Here is a 14,739-nt window from a genome sequence, read left to right as displayed (position 1 = left end):
CAGGACCACGGATCGCAAGCCCCCTCGAACGGAGCCCCCGGCCATGAACGCCCCAAATCCCACCCCCGATACCGATACCGGTGCGCTCTTTCCGGCGCTGCTGGAAGACTGCCGCGCGGCGTTGAGCGTGGCCGAAAAACTGGTCGAGGCCGCCCGCCAGGGCGTCGCCGACCTGATCGCGCCGGGCGGAACGATCGATCCCGCCTTGCTTGAGCGCGAGCAGGTCGCCGCCCACGGTCTGGCGTGGCTGGCGACCTATGGCGAGGGTTTGGCTCAGCTTTTGGGTTGGGCCGAGCGCCTCGACGATGCGGGCCGCCTGGGCGAGTTGGAGCGCCTGATCCTCCAGGTCGGCTTCGGCGAATACCTGAGCCAGATGACCACCGGAATCGCCATGAGTCAGGTGGAAATCGTACGGCCCGGCGACATGGGGATCGAAGACGACACGGTGGAGGAAATTCTCAATATTCAGGCCCATCGCCTGATGCGTATGGGCAACGCCCCCGCCCTGCGGGTGCGTATCGCCGTCCTGCTCGATCTCGACGGCGGGCGCTTCGGCGATCTTGGCCTGGGCGATGAAACCCTGGATCTGGTGCGCGAACAATTCCGCCGCTTCGTCGAGGATCAGGTCGCGCCGTTCTGCCACGACTGGCACCTCGCCGACACCCTGATTCCGATCGCCGTGATCGAACAAATGGCCGAACTGGGCGTCTTCGGGTTGACCATCCCCGAGGCCTTCGGCGGCCTGGAAATGGGCAAGACCGCGATGTGCGTGGTCACCGAGGAACTGTCGCGCGGCTACATTGGCGTCGGATCCCTGGGCACCCGTTCGGAAATCGCCGCCGAACTGATCGGCCTGGGCGGCACCGACGAACAGCGCGCCCACTACCTGCCCCGCCTGGCCAGCGGTGAAATCCTGCCCACCGCCGTGTTTACCGAACCGAACACCGGATCGGACCTCGCCTCCTTGCAGACCCGCGCCACCCGGGACGGCGACGCCTACCGCATCACCGGCAACAAGACCTGGATTACCCACGGCGCGCGCTCGGACATGATGACCCTGCTGGCGCGCACCGACCCCGAAGACAAGGGATATCGGGGTCTTTCCATGTTCCTGGTGGACAAGACCCGGGGCGACGACAAGTCCCCGTTTCCCGATGCACACATCGACGGCGGCGAAATCGGGGTGCTCGGCTATCGCGGCATGAAAGAATACGAAATCGCCTTCGACGGCCTTGAAACCCCGGCGGCCAGTCTGCTCGGCGGCGCCGAGGGACAGGGGTTCAAGCACCTAATGGCGACCTTCGAAGCGGCGCGCATCCAAACCGCGGCGCGCGCCGTCGGCGTCGCCCAGAACGCCATGGAAGAGGCCCTCAAATACGCCCACGATCGGATACAGTTCGCCCAACCCATTTTTGCCTTCCCCCGCGTCGCCGGAAAAATCGGCTGGATGGCGGTGGAAACCATGATCGCCCGGCAACTGACCTATTTCTCCGCCCGCGAGAAAGACGGCGGGCGGCGCTGCGACATCGAGGCGGGCATGGCCAAGTTGCTGGCGGCGCGCGTCGCTTGGTCGAACGCCGACGCCGCCTTGCAAATTCACGGCGGCAACGGCTATGCCCTGGAATACCCCATTTCGCGGATTCTGGTCGATGCGCGCATTCTCAACATCTTCGAGGGGGCGGCGGAAATCCAGGCCCAGGTCATCGCGCGAGGCCTTGTGCGTCAAGCAGGGGACTGAGAAAACCGATGGCCCCGTGTGAAATTATTCTCGTGCGTCAGTTTCGAGAAACGGATACGCCCAACCGACGGATTTCGAGCAACCATTTCAACGTTGACGGTACATTCACCTTCGTGGCGGACGCCCACGATTTGGTTCGGCTTCCTCGATTTTTTACGGGTATTATATCGTGTGGCTCCTCCTAAAGGCATGGACCAAAGCCCTCAAGCGCGATATTTTAGCCCTATACTTGGCCACGCGAGATAAGAGGGTTCGATGGCGCGCGAAAATCTTAGCCGGGGTTGTCGCCGGTTATGCCCTAAGTCCCATTGATTTTATTCCTGACGTCATCCCGATCCTAGTGGTTTGAGTTTAACATTTGAGTCCGATGCAATTGGACACAAATGCGTGAAGAAATCAAACTGCAACAAAAAGATAGATAGCGGTCGGCCCGATGGTTCGCGGGAGCGAAACGTCGGCCCGATCCACTAGGCTATCTGGATGACGCCATACTGCTGCCGCTTGGCATTTTACTGGTCATCTCCTTAATTCCCCCGGTCGTTATGAGCGATTTGCGCCAAGAAGCCGTCGTTCGCTTCGAAAAACACCGACCGAAAAGCATAACCGCGGCCACGATTATCATCGCGATATGGAGCCTGCTCGCAGGCGGAGCGATCGCTCTCCTCATGACGGTTCGACATTAAACGTCGCGTCCAGACCCGTCCCGATGGCGATCGCCCCCACGGCACGAATGTCTTGTTTAAATTCGAGGATGGGACAATGATGGGACAATGATGGTCGAAGAGACTTCCACGCACCGTGGCCGACCGATTTTTCGATAGACGCCCGGAACGCCGGAGAACCGCCCACCTCTAGTGAGTTTCCGTTGATGAACTGAAGGTATACGCGTGCTTCCAACCGACGCCATCATCGAAATTTTCCGCTCCATCCTGATCTTCGGTCTTTTCGTTTACGTGCTGTTCGCCGGACGCGCAAATAAACTGGGCGCGCGGCGCGGCTGGTATCTTCTGGTGGTCGGACTCGGCCTCTTTTCCCTGACCAGTCTTTTTGACACGATAGACACCCTAAATAGAGGAGGACCGGATAGCGGAACCTTGGACGCGATCAATCCTTTTCTATCCTCTAACGGCACTATACAAAAAGCCTTCATCGGAAAATCCATTGGCTATGTTTTGGGCGCCGCCCTCGTGTTTGTCGGCTTGTTTTCCTGGAACCCCACACGCTCGGGAAAGGCGAAGTTCCGCCGTGCGCCCGCATTGCGTGACGAGCAGCGTCAACTTAACGATCTTATCGTGCTCTCGCCCGACGCCATCGTCATTCACCGCGAACATATTATCGTCTACGTCAATCCCGCCGCCGTAAAACTGATGGGCGGGCATTCGTCCGTCGATCTCCTCGGTCGCAATCTTCTCGATTTTGCACACCCCGATTCAATCGAGAAAACCAAGCAACGCCTGAGTGCGTTGTACGACGGCAAGCAAGAACTGCCGACCACCGAGATCCGCCTCCTGCGCCTGGACGGCGCAAGCGTTGACGCCGAGGTAACGTCGGGAGCAACGGTATTCATGGGCGAACCCGCCTTCCATTCCGTCGTTCGCGATATGTCGCGCCACAACCGCACCCTGGAGGCCCTGCGCCGTTCGGAAAAAAACGTGCGCACGATCCTCGACAATATGAGCGATCTGTTCTACCGCACCGATTTGAGCGGTCGCATCATCATGGCTTCGGCCTCCATCGAGGACCTCACCGGCTATCCCCTGAACGAGGCTATCGGCCTACACATGGCGTCTTTGTACGCCGATCCGTTGGGGCGCGAAAAATTCCTCCAAACACTTGAACAGAGAGGAGGACGCATCAAAAACTACGAAGCCCTCATGCGCCGTAAGGACGGCCGCGAATTGTGGGCTTCCATAAACGCCCATTTCATATACGCCCCCCCTCATACCCCCACCGGGGTCGAAGGATCCATGCGCGATATCACGGAACTGGTCGAAACGCGAAAGCGTCTCGAACGTATGGCGATGCAAGATGACCTAACCGGCATCGCCAACCGTAGGCAATTCGAAATTTTTCTCGAACACGCGATGGCGCGCTCGAATCGCTCCAACGTTCCGGGCGCCCTGTTGTATTTTGATGTCGATGATTTTAAAAACATTAACGATACCCACGGCCATGAATTCGGGGACTGGGTTTTACGAGAGATCGCGCAGCGCATCGGTGACACCGCCCGAGGAACGGATCTGCTGGCGCGCATGGGCGGAGACGAATTCTGTCTTATCCTGGAAAACATTCACGATGTCGGGGGCGCCGTTAAGGTCGCCGGCAATATTATTCGGGCGATAAACCCGCCCTTCGAACACGGCGGCGTCTCTCTCGGCGTGTGTATCAGTATCGGTATTTCCACTTTTTCGGGACGCGACGACAACATTTCAACCCCCCTACGCAAGGCGGACATCGCCATGTATAAATCCAAACAGGAGCCGGGCAGCCGGTTTCACGTCGCCGAAGCGTGATTCGGGGCGACGGACACTCATCCATAGGCGTACACGATGGTTAAACTGACAAAAATTTACACCCGAGGCGGCGATAACGGCCAGACATCGCTGACCGACGGTAGCCGACGGGACAAGCACGATCTTCGCGTTGCCGCCTATGGTTGCGTCGATGAGGCCGGCGCCGCGATCGGATTGGCGCGACTGCACTGCCCCCGGGAAACCGACGCCTTATTGAGCCGCATTCAGAACGATCTTTTTGATCTGGGCGCCGACCTTTCCACGCCCGCCGAAGGCCGCGCGGACGAAGGCGCCCTGCGCATCGTCACCGCTCAGGTCACGCGCCTAGAGCAGGACATCGACGCCTACAACGCCCAACTAAAACCGCTGAATTCCTTCGTTTTGGCAGGAGGAAGCGCCGCCGGCGCCCATTTGCATTTCGCCCGAACGGTGGTGCGCCGCGCCGAACGCGCGGCCTCGGCGCTGGCATGCCGGGAGAAAATTTCCGCCCCTGCCCTGATGTATCTGAACCGGTTGTCGGATCTCCTGTTCGTGCTCGCGCGCCACCACAACGGACGCGGCGAGGATGATGTTTTATGGCGTCCCGGCGCCGAACGTTAAAAAATGAAAGCGCACGATACAGCCTGACGTTGTGCCTGACGTTGTGCATGTGCGAAAGGATTTGCCAGCCACCGTCTTCTCCCATAAAATCCACGCCTTACGCATGGGGCGCGCCCGATGAGGGACGCCTCGATTTCCTTGAATGCAACTTCGATTACGGGTTTTAAGTGTTCATGAAAGTTCTCGTCGCGGTCAAACGGGTCATCGATTACAACGTCAAAATTCGCGTCAAAGCGGACGGATCGGGCGTCGAGACCGCCAATGTCAAAATGTCCATGAACCCGTTCGACGAAATCGCCGTCGAAGAAGGCATTCGCCTGAAGGAAGGCGGCGTGGCGCAGGAGTTGGTCGCGGTGTCGATCGGCCCCGCGGGTTGTCTTGAAACCTTGCGCACGGCGCTCGCCATGGGCGCGGACAGGGCCATCCATGTTCAATGCGACGACGAGATCGAACCGCTAGGGGCCGCTAAAATTCTAAAAACTCTGGTCGCGCGAGAAACCCCCGATTTGGTGATTGTGGGCAAACAGGCCATTGACGACGACGCCAACCAGACCGGTCAGATGCTGGCGGGCCTTTTAGGTTGGGGGCAAGGCGCCTTCACCTCCGCCCTCAAAATCGAGGATGGCGAGGCGAAAGTGACCCGCGAAGTGGACGGCGGCCTGGAAACGATCGCCGTGAAAACGCCCTGCATCGTGACCACGGACTTGCGCCTGAACACGCCGCGTTACGCATCGCTACCCAACATCATGAAGGCGAAAAAGAAAACCATCGACACCGTCGCCGCCGAGGATCTGGGGGTCGATATACGCCTCCGCGTTAGGACCGTTTCGGTTGAAGAACCGCCCCTGCGTCATGCCGGTCATCGCGTCTCATCCGTGGACGAACTGGTCGATAAACTAAAGAACGAAGCAAAGGTGATCTGATGAACGTTCTGGTTCTTGGCGAACATGACAATCGGGACCTGAAGGCCGCCACCTTACATACCATCACGGCCGCTGGGCAATTGGGTGCGGTGGATGTCCTGATCGCCGGCGAAAACTGCGATCAGCCCGCCCGGCAGGCGGCGGCGGCGGCGGGCGTACGGCGGGTCTTGGTCGTCGATGATCCCGCTTTCGCCCATCCCCTGGCCGAGGTCGTCGCGCCCCTTCTGGTCTCTCTCGCCGAAAACTATGAGGCCGTGCTCGCCGGCGCGACCACCACCGGCAAGAACACCCTGCCGCGCGCCGCCGCGCTGCTCGATGTCGCCCAAATTTCGGATGTTATCGCCGTCCTCGGTCCGGACACCTTCAAACGCCCGATTTATGCCGGAAACGCAATCGCGACGGTAACCTCAAGCGACCGCATCAAGGTGCTCACCGTGCGCACGACGGCGTTCGACGCCGCACCCTCCGGGGCGGACGAGCCGGCCCCGATCGACACCCTTGCTTTTGTCCCGCAAGACGCGCCGTCACGCTTCGTCGGCGCACAACTGAGCCATTCGGAACGCCCCGAACTGACCGACGCCAAAATTATCGTCTCCGGCGGTCGCGGCCTGGGTTCCGCCGAGAACTTCAAGCTGATCGAAAATCTCGCCGACACCCTGGGGGCCGCCGTCGGAGCCTCGCGCGCCGCGGTGGATGCGGGCTATGTGCCCAACGATTACCAGGTCGGACAGACCGGAAAAGTCGTCGCGCCCAACCTCTACGTGGCGGTCGGCATCTCCGGCGCGATCCAGCATCTGGCCGGAATGAAGGATTCTCGCGTTATCGTCGCCATCAACAAAGACGAAGAGGCTCCCATTTTTCAGGTCGCCGATTACGGTCTGGTGGCCGACTTGTTCACGGCGCTGCCCGAACTGACGGCAGCGCTCAATCGCGAATAACCGTGACCCCTGGGTTGGCGTTTTTTCACATCTTGCGCTCGGGCTTGCGCCCCAGACTCGGAAAAACGGATCGAGGGGAACGGATTGAGGGGAACGGAATATGTCGATAGAAGACATCAAGAAAATTGGGATCGTGGGCGCCGGGCAAATGGGCAATGGAATCGCCCATATCTCGGCCCTTGCCGGTTTCGACGTTTATATGATGGATCTCAACGAGAGCGCCGTCGCCGCCGCCCTTGAAACCATCGACGCCAACATGACCCGTCAGGTGCGCAAGGAAAAAATCAGCGCCGTCGACAAGGACGCCGCCCTCAAGCGCATCTCCACCGGCACCGGCTATGACGGCTTCGCCGATTGCGATTTCGCCATCGAGGCGGCCACCGAGGACGAACAGATTAAGCGCGAAATTCTCAAGGAGCTTTGCGCCCATATCAAGCCCGACACGATCATCGCCTCGAACACCTCGTCAATCTCGATCACCCGCCTGGGGGCGAAAACCGACCGTCCCGGCAAGTTCGTCGGCATGCATTTCATGAACCCGGTGCCGGCGATGGAACTGGTGGAAATGATCCGCGGCATCGCCACCGACGAGAACACCTTCAAGACCATCAGCGCCCTGGCGGTCAAGTTGGGCAAGATTCCGGTCAGCGCCGAGGATTTTCCCGCCTTTATCGTCAATCGCATTTTGCTGCCGATGATCAACGAGGCGGTATACACGCTTTACGAGGGCGTGGGCTCCGTACTCGCCATCGACACCGCCATGAAACTGGGCACCCATCATCCCATGGGACCTTTGGAACTGGCCGACTTCATCGGCCTGGATACCTGTCTTTCGGTGATGAACGTCCTCCACGACGGCCTTGCCGATACCAAGTACCGGCCCTGCCCTCTGCTGGTCAAATATGTCGAAGCGGGCTGGCTGGGGCGCAAGACCGGGCGCGGATTTTACGACTATTCCGCCGATCAACCCGTTCCGACACGATAACCTCAACTACCGTCCGCCACGCCCGCCTCAAAAGAGGAACGGGGCGAACGACGAACGCCATAACGCCAGAAAGACCTCCCGCCCCCACGCCGGTGTAATGCGCGCCAATGTAATACCCCCCGGTGTAATATTTTCATCACGCGTTCGACATATCACCGCCCCCAACTGTTCATCGAAGCGTAATTTGAGCCACCGCCCCCCTTCGTCTTCAATGGAGACATCGGATCCAGGTGAAGGGGAAGTCTCGTGGACACGCTTATTTTCAATACGCTCGAAGTCCGTCTCGCCCAAAACGCTGCGGAAATCGACGCCGCGCAGGCCCTGCGCTATCGAATTTTCTATCAAGAAATGGGCGCCCTGCCGACTCCCGCCATGCGGCTCAGCGGGCGCGACTGCGACCCTTACGACGAAATTTGCGACCATCTTCTGGTGATCGACCGCGCCCGTTCCACGCTTGGCGCCCCCTGCGTGGTGGGGACTTATCGCATGCTCCGGCGCACGATCGCCGAAGCCAGCGCCGGTTTTTATTCCGAAGATGAATTCCAACTGACACCCCTGTTCGAACACCCGGGTGAGGTTCTGGAGCTGGGCCGTTCGTGCATCGATCCCGACTATCGCAAGCGCAACACCATGCAGTTGCTATGGCGCGGTATCGCCGAGTACATCAACGTCCATGACATCGACATCATGTTCGGCTGCGCCAGCATTCCCGGCGACGACCCCACGGAAATGAAGCTCCCGTTGTCGTACTTACATCATTACCACAAAGCGCCGAAGACGTTACGCCCGCGCGCCGTCGCGCATCGCTACGTCGATATGGACATGATCAAAAAGAAGCGCATCGACGTTAAGCGCGCGTTGAACGAATTGCCGCCATTGATCAAGGGATACTTGCGGCTGGGCGGCTTCATCGGCGACGGTGCGGTGATCGACCACCAGTTTAACACCGTGGACGTCTGCATTTTGGTTGAAACCACACAGGTCACCGAAAAATACCTGCGCCACTATAGCCGCGACAAGCTGCCCCAGCACGCCGCCGCGCCGATTCGCGTATGAAAACGCAAACCGCCCTACGGCTTCTTGCGATCGTGCGCATGACCGCCCGCGCCGGCGCCTTCGTTGCGCTGACGGTCCTTCTGGTTCCACCCTACCTTCTCGTCTATCCGCTGGGCCGCCTCGGTCGCGACGGGATCGCGCGCTTGTATTTTCGCGGATGCGTCGCCCTGACGGGTCTGCGCCTACGCGTGTCGGGCGCGACGAATGCCGGGGCGGCGAATCGGGACGGCCCCGTGCTTTTCGTCGCCAACCATGTTTCTTATTTGGATATCCCGGTGTTGGGGGCGCTCTGCCGGGGCACCTTCATCGCCAAGGGCGAGGTCTCGCGCTGGCCCGTCTTCGGCCCCCTCGCCCGTCTCAGCGGCACGGTATTCGTCAGCCGGATCAACGCCACATTAAACGACGAACGCAATATCCTCGCCGAACGTCTGAACGCGGGTGAAAATTTTTTCCTGTTCCCCGAAGGCACCAGCAGCGACGGCAGCCTCGTCGGTCCGTTCAAAAGCGCCTTGTTCTCCCCCGCCCACATGCGCAATACCCTCGCCCTTCGGGTGCAGCCGGTGACGATCGCCTACGCCACGGACCGTAAGGGACGGCGGCTTGGCCCCGTCGAGCGGGACCGCTATGCCTGGTATGGGGACATGGAAATGTTCGGCCACCTTCTACGGGTGTTCATGCTGCCCGGGGCGATTGTCGATGTGCGCTTTCATCGCGCCGTCGCCGCCCACGATTTCGCCGACCGCAAGACCCTCGCCCAGCACAGCCACGACGCCGTCTCCAGGGGCCTGAGCGATATTCTGGGCCGCCCCAGGGACGGCGCGGCGGCGGATCGGGCCACCCTTTACGATGCGGCGGCGGAGTAGGGTTTTACGAACCACCGAAAAGCTATAGATGATCGGCGGCGGCCGCCTCGATCGAGGCGAAATCCAATGTGACCCCGGCCTCTTTGAGCATCGCCATCGACACCTTGGACCTATCGTCCCAGCGTGCGCCAAAGTCAGCGTTGGCCAATGAGGCCTCATCGACGACGACGCGGGTGATGCCGACCTGAACGATCGCGCGCGCACAGTCGGGACAGGGCACATGGGTGACGTAAATGGTGCAATTCTTCAACGCCATCCCGGTCCGCGTCGCGTTATAGATCGCATTGCGTTCGGCGTGTTCGGTCCAGTCATACTTAATCGGGCGTTGATGGCGCTCGTCCAGGTCGTCGTCGATGGTGCGGGGAAACCCATTGTAACCATAGGGACCCGGCGTTTTATCGTCGGCGACGATGACCGCGCCGACCTTGGTCGAACGGTCTTTCGACCAGCTCGAAATTTCCCGCGCCAGACGCACGAAGCGCGCATCCCATTTTTCCGACATCCCAATCCTCCCTTCGCGCCCCGCCAACGCATTAATGGGGCGCATTAACGGGGCAAACACGCATAACTCGAAGCGATGCACGAGGGATGGACAGACCGCGCCGCTACGCCTACCCGCTTACGGGGCCTCCGCGCGAATTTTTTGGCGTAAGGTGTCGATCGGAACCAAGGCCCCCTTCACTTCGGTGTACCAGAATTGCCAGCCGTTGCAAGTCGGGGCTTTTTGAACATGGGCGCCGACTTGGTGGATCGACCCTTTCGCCTCGCCGGTGGTCAAGGTGCCGTCGGCGCGTACGCGCGCGCTGAAGCGGCGGCGCTGATCGACCAGGACCGTGCCCGGCTGCAAGATCCCCCGCTCCACCAGATTGCCGAAGGGGATACGCACTTGCGCCCTTTTGGCGGGTGTTGACACCAGTTCCGGGTCGTCCACGGCGGTAACCTTGGCGATCCGTTCCGCGGCGATCTTAGCGTAGCCGGCATCGCGCTCCAAGCCAATGAAGTTGCGCCGCAACCGCTTGGCCACCGCGCCGGTGGTCCCCGATCCGAAGAACGGATCTAAAATCAGGTCATTGACCTCGGTCGAGGCGAGGATGACCCTGTGCAGCAACGATTCGGGCTTTTGCGTCGGGTGGGCCTTCTGACCGTTGACCTTGAGACGTTCGCGCCCGGTGCAGATCGGCAAAAGCCAGTCGGAGCGCATTTGCAGGTCGTCGTTGAGCGCCTTCATCGCTTCGTAATTGAAGCGGTATTTCGAATTTTTATCGCGCGAGCACCAAATCAGGGTCTCATGGGCGTTGCAGAACCGGCGCCCACGAAAATTGGGCATTGGGTTGGTCTTGCGCCAGACCACGTCGTTAAGCATCCAAAACCCCTGATCCTGAAGCTGTGCGCCAACCCGAAAAATATTGTGATAGCTGCCGATCACCCACAAAGTGCCGTCGGACTTCAACAGGCGTTTCGCGGCGGACAGCCAGTCACGGGTGAAGCTGTCGTAGGTGGCGAAGCTGTCGAAGCGATCCCAGTCGTCATCAACCGCGTCAACCTTGGAATTATTGGGACGCAACAAGTCGCCTTCGAGTTGAAGGTTGTACGGTGGGTCGGCGAAAATCATATCGACCGAGCCTTCCGGCAGGGCGTTCATATGCGCGATGCAATCGCCGATAAGAATTTCGTTTACGGGGGGGCGGGTGTGCTTTTTCATGAGGCGCAGCATGATTCATGAATGCCGGACCGTCAAGAAAATAAATAGATTCAATGGCTTACAAGATCATCCTGACGCAACATATGGGAGTCGAGGTTTACTCGGGACTCAACATCTTGCGAATGGGCGCGAAACTTTTTCGGTGCGCCGGGGTCACGCCAAGCCGCCGCAAGGCGTCGGCATGGGCCTTCACGCCGTACCCCGCGTTCTTCTCCCAGCCGTATCCGGGGTGGCGTTGGGCCAGTTCCGTCATCATCGCGTCGCGGTTGACCTTGGCCGCGATCGACGCCGCGGCGATCGACAACGAGCGCCCATCGCCCTTCACCACACACCGCGCCACACACGGCAATTCGGGGACGCGGTTACCGTCAACCAGGGCGAAATCCGGTTCCCCGGACAACGCCTCGACGGCGCGGCGCATCGCCAGAAAGGTCGCCTGCAAGATGTTCAGGCGGTCGATTTCCTCGACGGTGGCGACGCCGAGGCCGATATCGGCGTGTTCACCGAGGACCGCCCACAGCCGTTCGCGCTTTTTCGCCGTCAATTTTTTCGAATCGTCCAACCCCAGACGCAACGCGCCGGGCAGGGTCAGAGGATCGAGAACCACCGCACCGGCGACGACCGGCCCCGCCCACGGCCCCCGGCCCGCCTCATCGACGCCGCACACCCGCCGATAGCCCTCGGCCCATGCCCCTTCCTCCAGGATAAAATCCGCCATGACGTTCTGTTTTTATTCCTCGCTTCATATCGGCGCACGCACCGACGACGGACGCGTTTTAAAAGATGAAGATCGCCGCGCCAATGCTTATCGCTCTATTTCTCCAAGGGGGAATGATGCGCGTCGGCGTCGGCGCTATCGTCCGCCGCCGGCGCGCGGCGCTCACCGCGCTTTCTCATGATGACGCGCGATAGACGAACCAGATAGACGCGCACGCCGCCAACCCCGACACCGACGATATCCACTTCACGCCCATAGATCAGGGTCAGAACCTCCTTCGCCGAAGACACCCCTTCGGAGGCGACGTTATGCAAGCGTCGCGCCGTCACCACCCAAAGCGGGCTAAGCGCAAGGCTCAAGACCGTCACCGCGATCACCAGACGCGCGCCTTCGGGATCGATGACCCCATTGTTTAGCCCCAGCATCGCCAGCAGGAACGAGAATTCACCGATTTGCGCCAACATCACCGCCGCCAGAAAGGCCTGCGGCCAATCTTGCCCCAACATCCGCAACAATCCCGCGTTAAGGACGGTCTTGAAGATGGCGACGACGAACAACAGCAACAACACCGTGCCCAAGTGATTCCAGATAAAACCCAAATCAATCAACAGCCCGATGGATAGGAAAAACACCATCATCAGGACGTTTTGAATGGGCATGATATTGGTTTCGAAAACCCGACGTTGGGTCGAATTTCCGAGCACCAATCCGGCGATGAACGCGCCGTAGGCCGGCGACAACCCCAAGACCCCGGATGCGGCGGCCCCACTGAAACAAAACGCCAGTGCCGTTAACGGCGGCAACTCATCATTTTTGGCGATTCGATCCAGGTATGGAATCCGCACCTTGCGGCCGCGACCGAGATACCAGACCAACCCCCCCAGCAACCCCACCGAACCGGCTAGGCGGACGACCGCCAGCCAATCGAAGACATTGGTGCCCATGACCGAAACGATCAACATCATCGGCACCACCGCGAGGTCCTGGGCGATCAGGACGCCAACGGTAATCCGCCCGGCGCGGGACCTCAACTCGCCGATCTCTTCCAGAACCTTGATCGCAACCGCCGTGCTGGACATGGCGACGACGAACCCGATCAGAACGCCTTGACGCCAAGGCCAGTTAAGGACGTACGATAAACCGACCGTGATCGCGACACTGGCGACGATTTGACCCAGCGTCGCCACCACGGTAATTTTCCAAATTCGCCGAAATACCCTGAGCGAGAGCTCCAAGCCGACCACGAACAGCAGCAGAAGCACCCCAAGCTCGGCCAGGGCGTCAACCCGAGCGCGATCCTCGACCAGGGCGAGTCCCGACGGGCCAAGAATGACCCCGGCCAGCATATAGCCGATCAGGGCGGGCTGGCGCAGGCGTTCCATCCCCACGCCGCACAACAAGGCGGCCACGACGACGAGAGCGACTCCGGTCAAATCGGTATGTGCTGCTGTTTCCATGGGGCAAGCGTACCATCACGCCGCGCCCGCGCCTATAATGATAATAGGACGCTCATGCGCGGCACACCGCCCCCTAAAACCCGACCCCTAGAACAATGACAATTGGTCGCCCTTGCGCGGCGGCACGGCAAAAAGGTCGCCGCGCAACGCCGCGACCGTGGGCATCCCCCGGGACAGTCCCAAGCGCCGACAGGACACCGCGAAACGCTGCGCCAGCAGGTCGGCGTGCGGCCCCGCGCCCCGCATCCGCGTCGCAAACGACGGATCATACAGCGCGCCCTTACGGCTTTGGCGCAACAGACTCAAGACATGGCGAGTCTTGCCTGGGACATGAGCGTCCAGCCATTCGGTAAAGATGTCTTTTAATTCGAGCGGCAAGCGCAGCATCGCATAGCCCGCGCCCACCGCCCCGGCGTCGCGCGCCGCCTTTAAAATTCGCTCCAATTCGTGGTCGTTGACACAGGGGATCATCGGGGCGGCGAGCACGACGAGCGGAACGCCGGCGGCGCTTAACCGTTCGATCGCCGTCAGGCGTTTGGACGGCGTCGGAGCGCGCGGCTCCAACGTACGCGCCAGGGTCGGCCCCAAAGTGGTCAGCGAAATCGCCACACTGACCAAGCCCCGCCGCGCCATGGCCCCCAGTAGGTCGAGGTCGCGAACGATCCGGTCGGACTTCGTGGTGATCATCACCGGGTGGCTGAAGGCGTCCAACACCCGCAATATCCCACGGGTGACCTCAAGGCGCCCTTCGATCGGCTGATAGGGATCGGTGTTCGCCCCCACCATGATCGGACGAACACGATATCCGGGCTTGGACAGTTCGCGCGCCAACGCCTCGGACGCGCCCGGTTTGGCGAACAGACGGCTTTCGAAATCCAACCCCGGCGACAGTCCCAGATAGGCATGGCTGGGACGGGCGTAGCAATACACGCAGCCGTGCTCACAACCGCGATAGGGATTGATCGAACGGTCGAACGGCAAATCCGGCGAGGCGTTATGGCTGATCACCGTGCGCACGGTTTCCATCGTCACCTCGGTGGCGATCCGGGGCGGTGGCGCATCGTCGTCGGCCGGCCAGCCGTCGTCCACGGCCACCCGCGCGCACGGTTCGAACCGTCCACTGGCGTTGCTCACCGCGCCCCGGCCTTTTCGTGCGCGCATTTCGGGGATATGCTCCATGGCGTAAACGTAGCGTAAGAAACAAGAACATTTCAAGAACTTTTGGGGCCTTCGCGCCCCGATAGGA

General features: G+C 60.5%; 13 protein-coding genes and 1 pseudogene. 9 read left to right on the top strand and 5 right to left on the bottom strand.

Features of this window, described 5'->3' with window-relative positions; genetic code table 11:
* Positions 1-43 precede the first annotated feature (43 nt).
* The 9 genes and pseudogenes from P3M64_RS11855 to P3M64_RS11815 all read left to right on the top strand — a co-directional run bounded on the left by P3M64_RS11855 (position 44) and on the right by P3M64_RS11815 (position 9,616).
* The gene (locus tag P3M64_RS11855) at positions 44-1,738 is read left to right on the top strand and encodes an acyl-CoA dehydrogenase family protein (protein WP_132938510.1); all 1,695 of its coding nucleotides are present in this window, start codon (positions 44-46) and stop codon (positions 1,736-1,738) included.
* A 205-nt stretch (positions 1,739-1,943) separates the two neighbouring features.
* Positions 1,944-2,078, top strand: a pseudogene (locus P3M64_RS11850) (YkvA family protein); the annotation flags it as partial.
* A 547-nt stretch (positions 2,079-2,625) separates the two neighbouring features.
* Positions 2,626-4,251, top strand: coding sequence for a GGDEF domain-containing protein (locus tag P3M64_RS11845; RefSeq protein WP_132938512.1), 1,626 nt, complete (start codon positions 2,626-2,628; stop codon positions 4,249-4,251).
* 36 nt (positions 4,252-4,287) lie between these two features.
* The gene (locus tag P3M64_RS11840; RefSeq protein WP_132938513.1) at positions 4,288-4,851 is read left to right on the top strand and encodes a cob(I)yrinic acid a,c-diamide adenosyltransferase; all 564 of its coding nucleotides are present in this window, start codon (positions 4,288-4,290) and stop codon (positions 4,849-4,851) included.
* 173 nt (positions 4,852-5,024) lie between these two features.
* Positions 5,025-5,774: an electron transfer flavoprotein subunit beta/FixA family protein gene (locus P3M64_RS11835; RefSeq protein ID WP_132938514.1), complete on the top strand. Its 750-nt coding sequence runs from the start codon at positions 5,025-5,027 to the stop codon at positions 5,772-5,774.
* Positions 5,774-6,712 carry an electron transfer flavoprotein subunit alpha/FixB family protein gene (locus P3M64_RS11830; protein WP_132938515.1) on the top strand — a complete coding sequence of 313 codons (939 nt, stop codon included), beginning with the start codon at positions 5,774-5,776 and terminating at the stop codon, positions 6,710-6,712. Before P3M64_RS11835 ends, P3M64_RS11830 begins: the two co-directional genes overlap by 1 nt.
* Before the next feature lie 100 nt (positions 6,713-6,812).
* Entirely contained in the window at positions 6,813-7,697 is an 885-nt protein-coding gene (locus P3M64_RS11825; protein ID WP_132938516.1) for a 3-hydroxybutyryl-CoA dehydrogenase, read from the top strand.
* A 246-nt stretch (positions 7,698-7,943) separates the two neighbouring features.
* Positions 7,944-8,753 (top strand): GNAT family N-acetyltransferase, encoded by an 810-nt coding sequence (locus tag P3M64_RS11820; protein WP_132938517.1) that lies wholly within the window; start codon positions 7,944-7,946, stop codon positions 8,751-8,753.
* Positions 8,750-9,616, top strand: coding sequence for a lysophospholipid acyltransferase family protein (locus P3M64_RS11815; protein ID WP_132938518.1), 867 nt, complete (start codon positions 8,750-8,752; stop codon positions 9,614-9,616). Before P3M64_RS11820 ends, P3M64_RS11815 begins: the two co-directional genes overlap by 4 nt.
* A gap of 22 nt (positions 9,617-9,638) precedes the next feature.
* On the opposite strand, the gene P3M64_RS11810 is transcribed toward P3M64_RS11815, so the two are convergent.
* The 5 genes from P3M64_RS11810 to P3M64_RS11790 all read right to left on the bottom strand — a co-directional run bounded on the left by P3M64_RS11810 (position 9,639) and on the right by P3M64_RS11790 (position 14,654).
* Positions 9,639-10,118 carry a deoxycytidylate deaminase gene (locus P3M64_RS11810; protein WP_132938519.1) on the bottom strand — a complete coding sequence of 160 codons (480 nt, stop codon included), beginning with the start codon at positions 10,116-10,118 and terminating at the stop codon, positions 9,639-9,641.
* A 117-nt stretch (positions 10,119-10,235) separates the two neighbouring features.
* Entirely contained in the window at positions 10,236-11,318 is a 1,083-nt protein-coding gene (locus P3M64_RS11805) for a site-specific DNA-methyltransferase (RefSeq protein ID WP_132938520.1), read from the bottom strand.
* A gap of 97 nt (positions 11,319-11,415) precedes the next feature.
* Positions 11,416-12,036, bottom strand: a complete 621-nt coding sequence (locus tag P3M64_RS11800; RefSeq protein ID WP_132938521.1) for a ribonuclease HII — start codon at positions 12,034-12,036, stop codon at positions 11,416-11,418.
* A gap of 95 nt (positions 12,037-12,131) precedes the next feature.
* A complete protein-coding gene (locus P3M64_RS11795) occupies positions 12,132-13,493 on the bottom strand; it encodes a cation:proton antiporter domain-containing protein (RefSeq protein ID WP_132938522.1) in 1,362 nt (453 codons plus the stop codon).
* Positions 13,494-13,580: 87 nt separating this feature from the next.
* On the bottom strand, positions 13,581-14,654 hold the full coding sequence (locus P3M64_RS11790) for a PA0069 family radical SAM protein (RefSeq protein ID WP_243644730.1): 1,074 nt from the start codon (positions 14,652-14,654) through the stop codon (positions 13,581-13,583).
* Positions 14,655-14,739: the final 85 nt, after the last annotated feature.

Source organism: Varunaivibrio sulfuroxidans, assembly GCF_029318635.1.
Taxonomy (GTDB): Bacteria; Pseudomonadota; Alphaproteobacteria; order Rhodospirillales; family Magnetovibrionaceae; genus Varunaivibrio; species Varunaivibrio sulfuroxidans.
Note: the sequence above shows the minus strand (reverse complement) of the source record. Positions and strands in the feature narration are given on the sequence as shown.

What these genes read in the sequence shown, in the direction of transcription:
- P3M64_RS11855 (WP_132938510.1), top strand. Translation starts at nt 44, where the DNA reads ATGAACGCCCCAAATCCCACCCCCGATACCGATACCGGTGCGCTCTTT.
- P3M64_RS11840 (WP_132938513.1), top strand. Translation starts at nt 4,288, where the DNA reads ATGGTTAAACTGACAAAAATTTACACCCGAGGCGGCGATAACGGCCAG.
- P3M64_RS11835 (WP_132938514.1), top strand. Translation starts at nt 5,025, where the DNA reads ATGAAAGTTCTCGTCGCGGTCAAACGGGTCATCGATTACAACGTCAAA.
- P3M64_RS11830 (WP_132938515.1), top strand. Translation starts at nt 5,774, where the DNA reads ATGAACGTTCTGGTTCTTGGCGAACATGACAATCGGGACCTGAAGGCC.
- P3M64_RS11825 (WP_132938516.1), top strand. Translation starts at nt 6,813, where the DNA reads ATGTCGATAGAAGACATCAAGAAAATTGGGATCGTGGGCGCCGGGCAA.
- P3M64_RS11815 (WP_132938518.1), top strand. Translation starts at nt 8,750, where the DNA reads ATGAAAACGCAAACCGCCCTACGGCTTCTTGCGATCGTGCGCATGACC.
- P3M64_RS11810 (WP_132938519.1), bottom strand. Translation starts at nt 10,118, where the DNA reads ATGTCGGAAAAATGGGATGCGCGCTTCGTGCGTCTGGCGCGGGAAATT.
- P3M64_RS11805 (WP_132938520.1), bottom strand. Translation starts at nt 11,318, where the DNA reads ATGAAAAAGCACACCCGCCCCCCCGTAAACGAAATTCTTATCGGCGAT.
- P3M64_RS11800 (WP_132938521.1), bottom strand. Translation starts at nt 12,036, where the DNA reads ATGGCGGATTTTATCCTGGAGGAAGGGGCATGGGCCGAGGGCTATCGG.
- P3M64_RS11795 (WP_132938522.1), bottom strand. Translation starts at nt 13,493, where the DNA reads ATGGAAACAGCAGCACATACCGATTTGACCGGAGTCGCTCTCGTCGTC.
- P3M64_RS11790 (WP_243644730.1), bottom strand. Translation starts at nt 14,654, where the DNA reads ATGCGCGCACGAAAAGGCCGGGGCGCGGTGAGCAACGCCAGTGGACGG.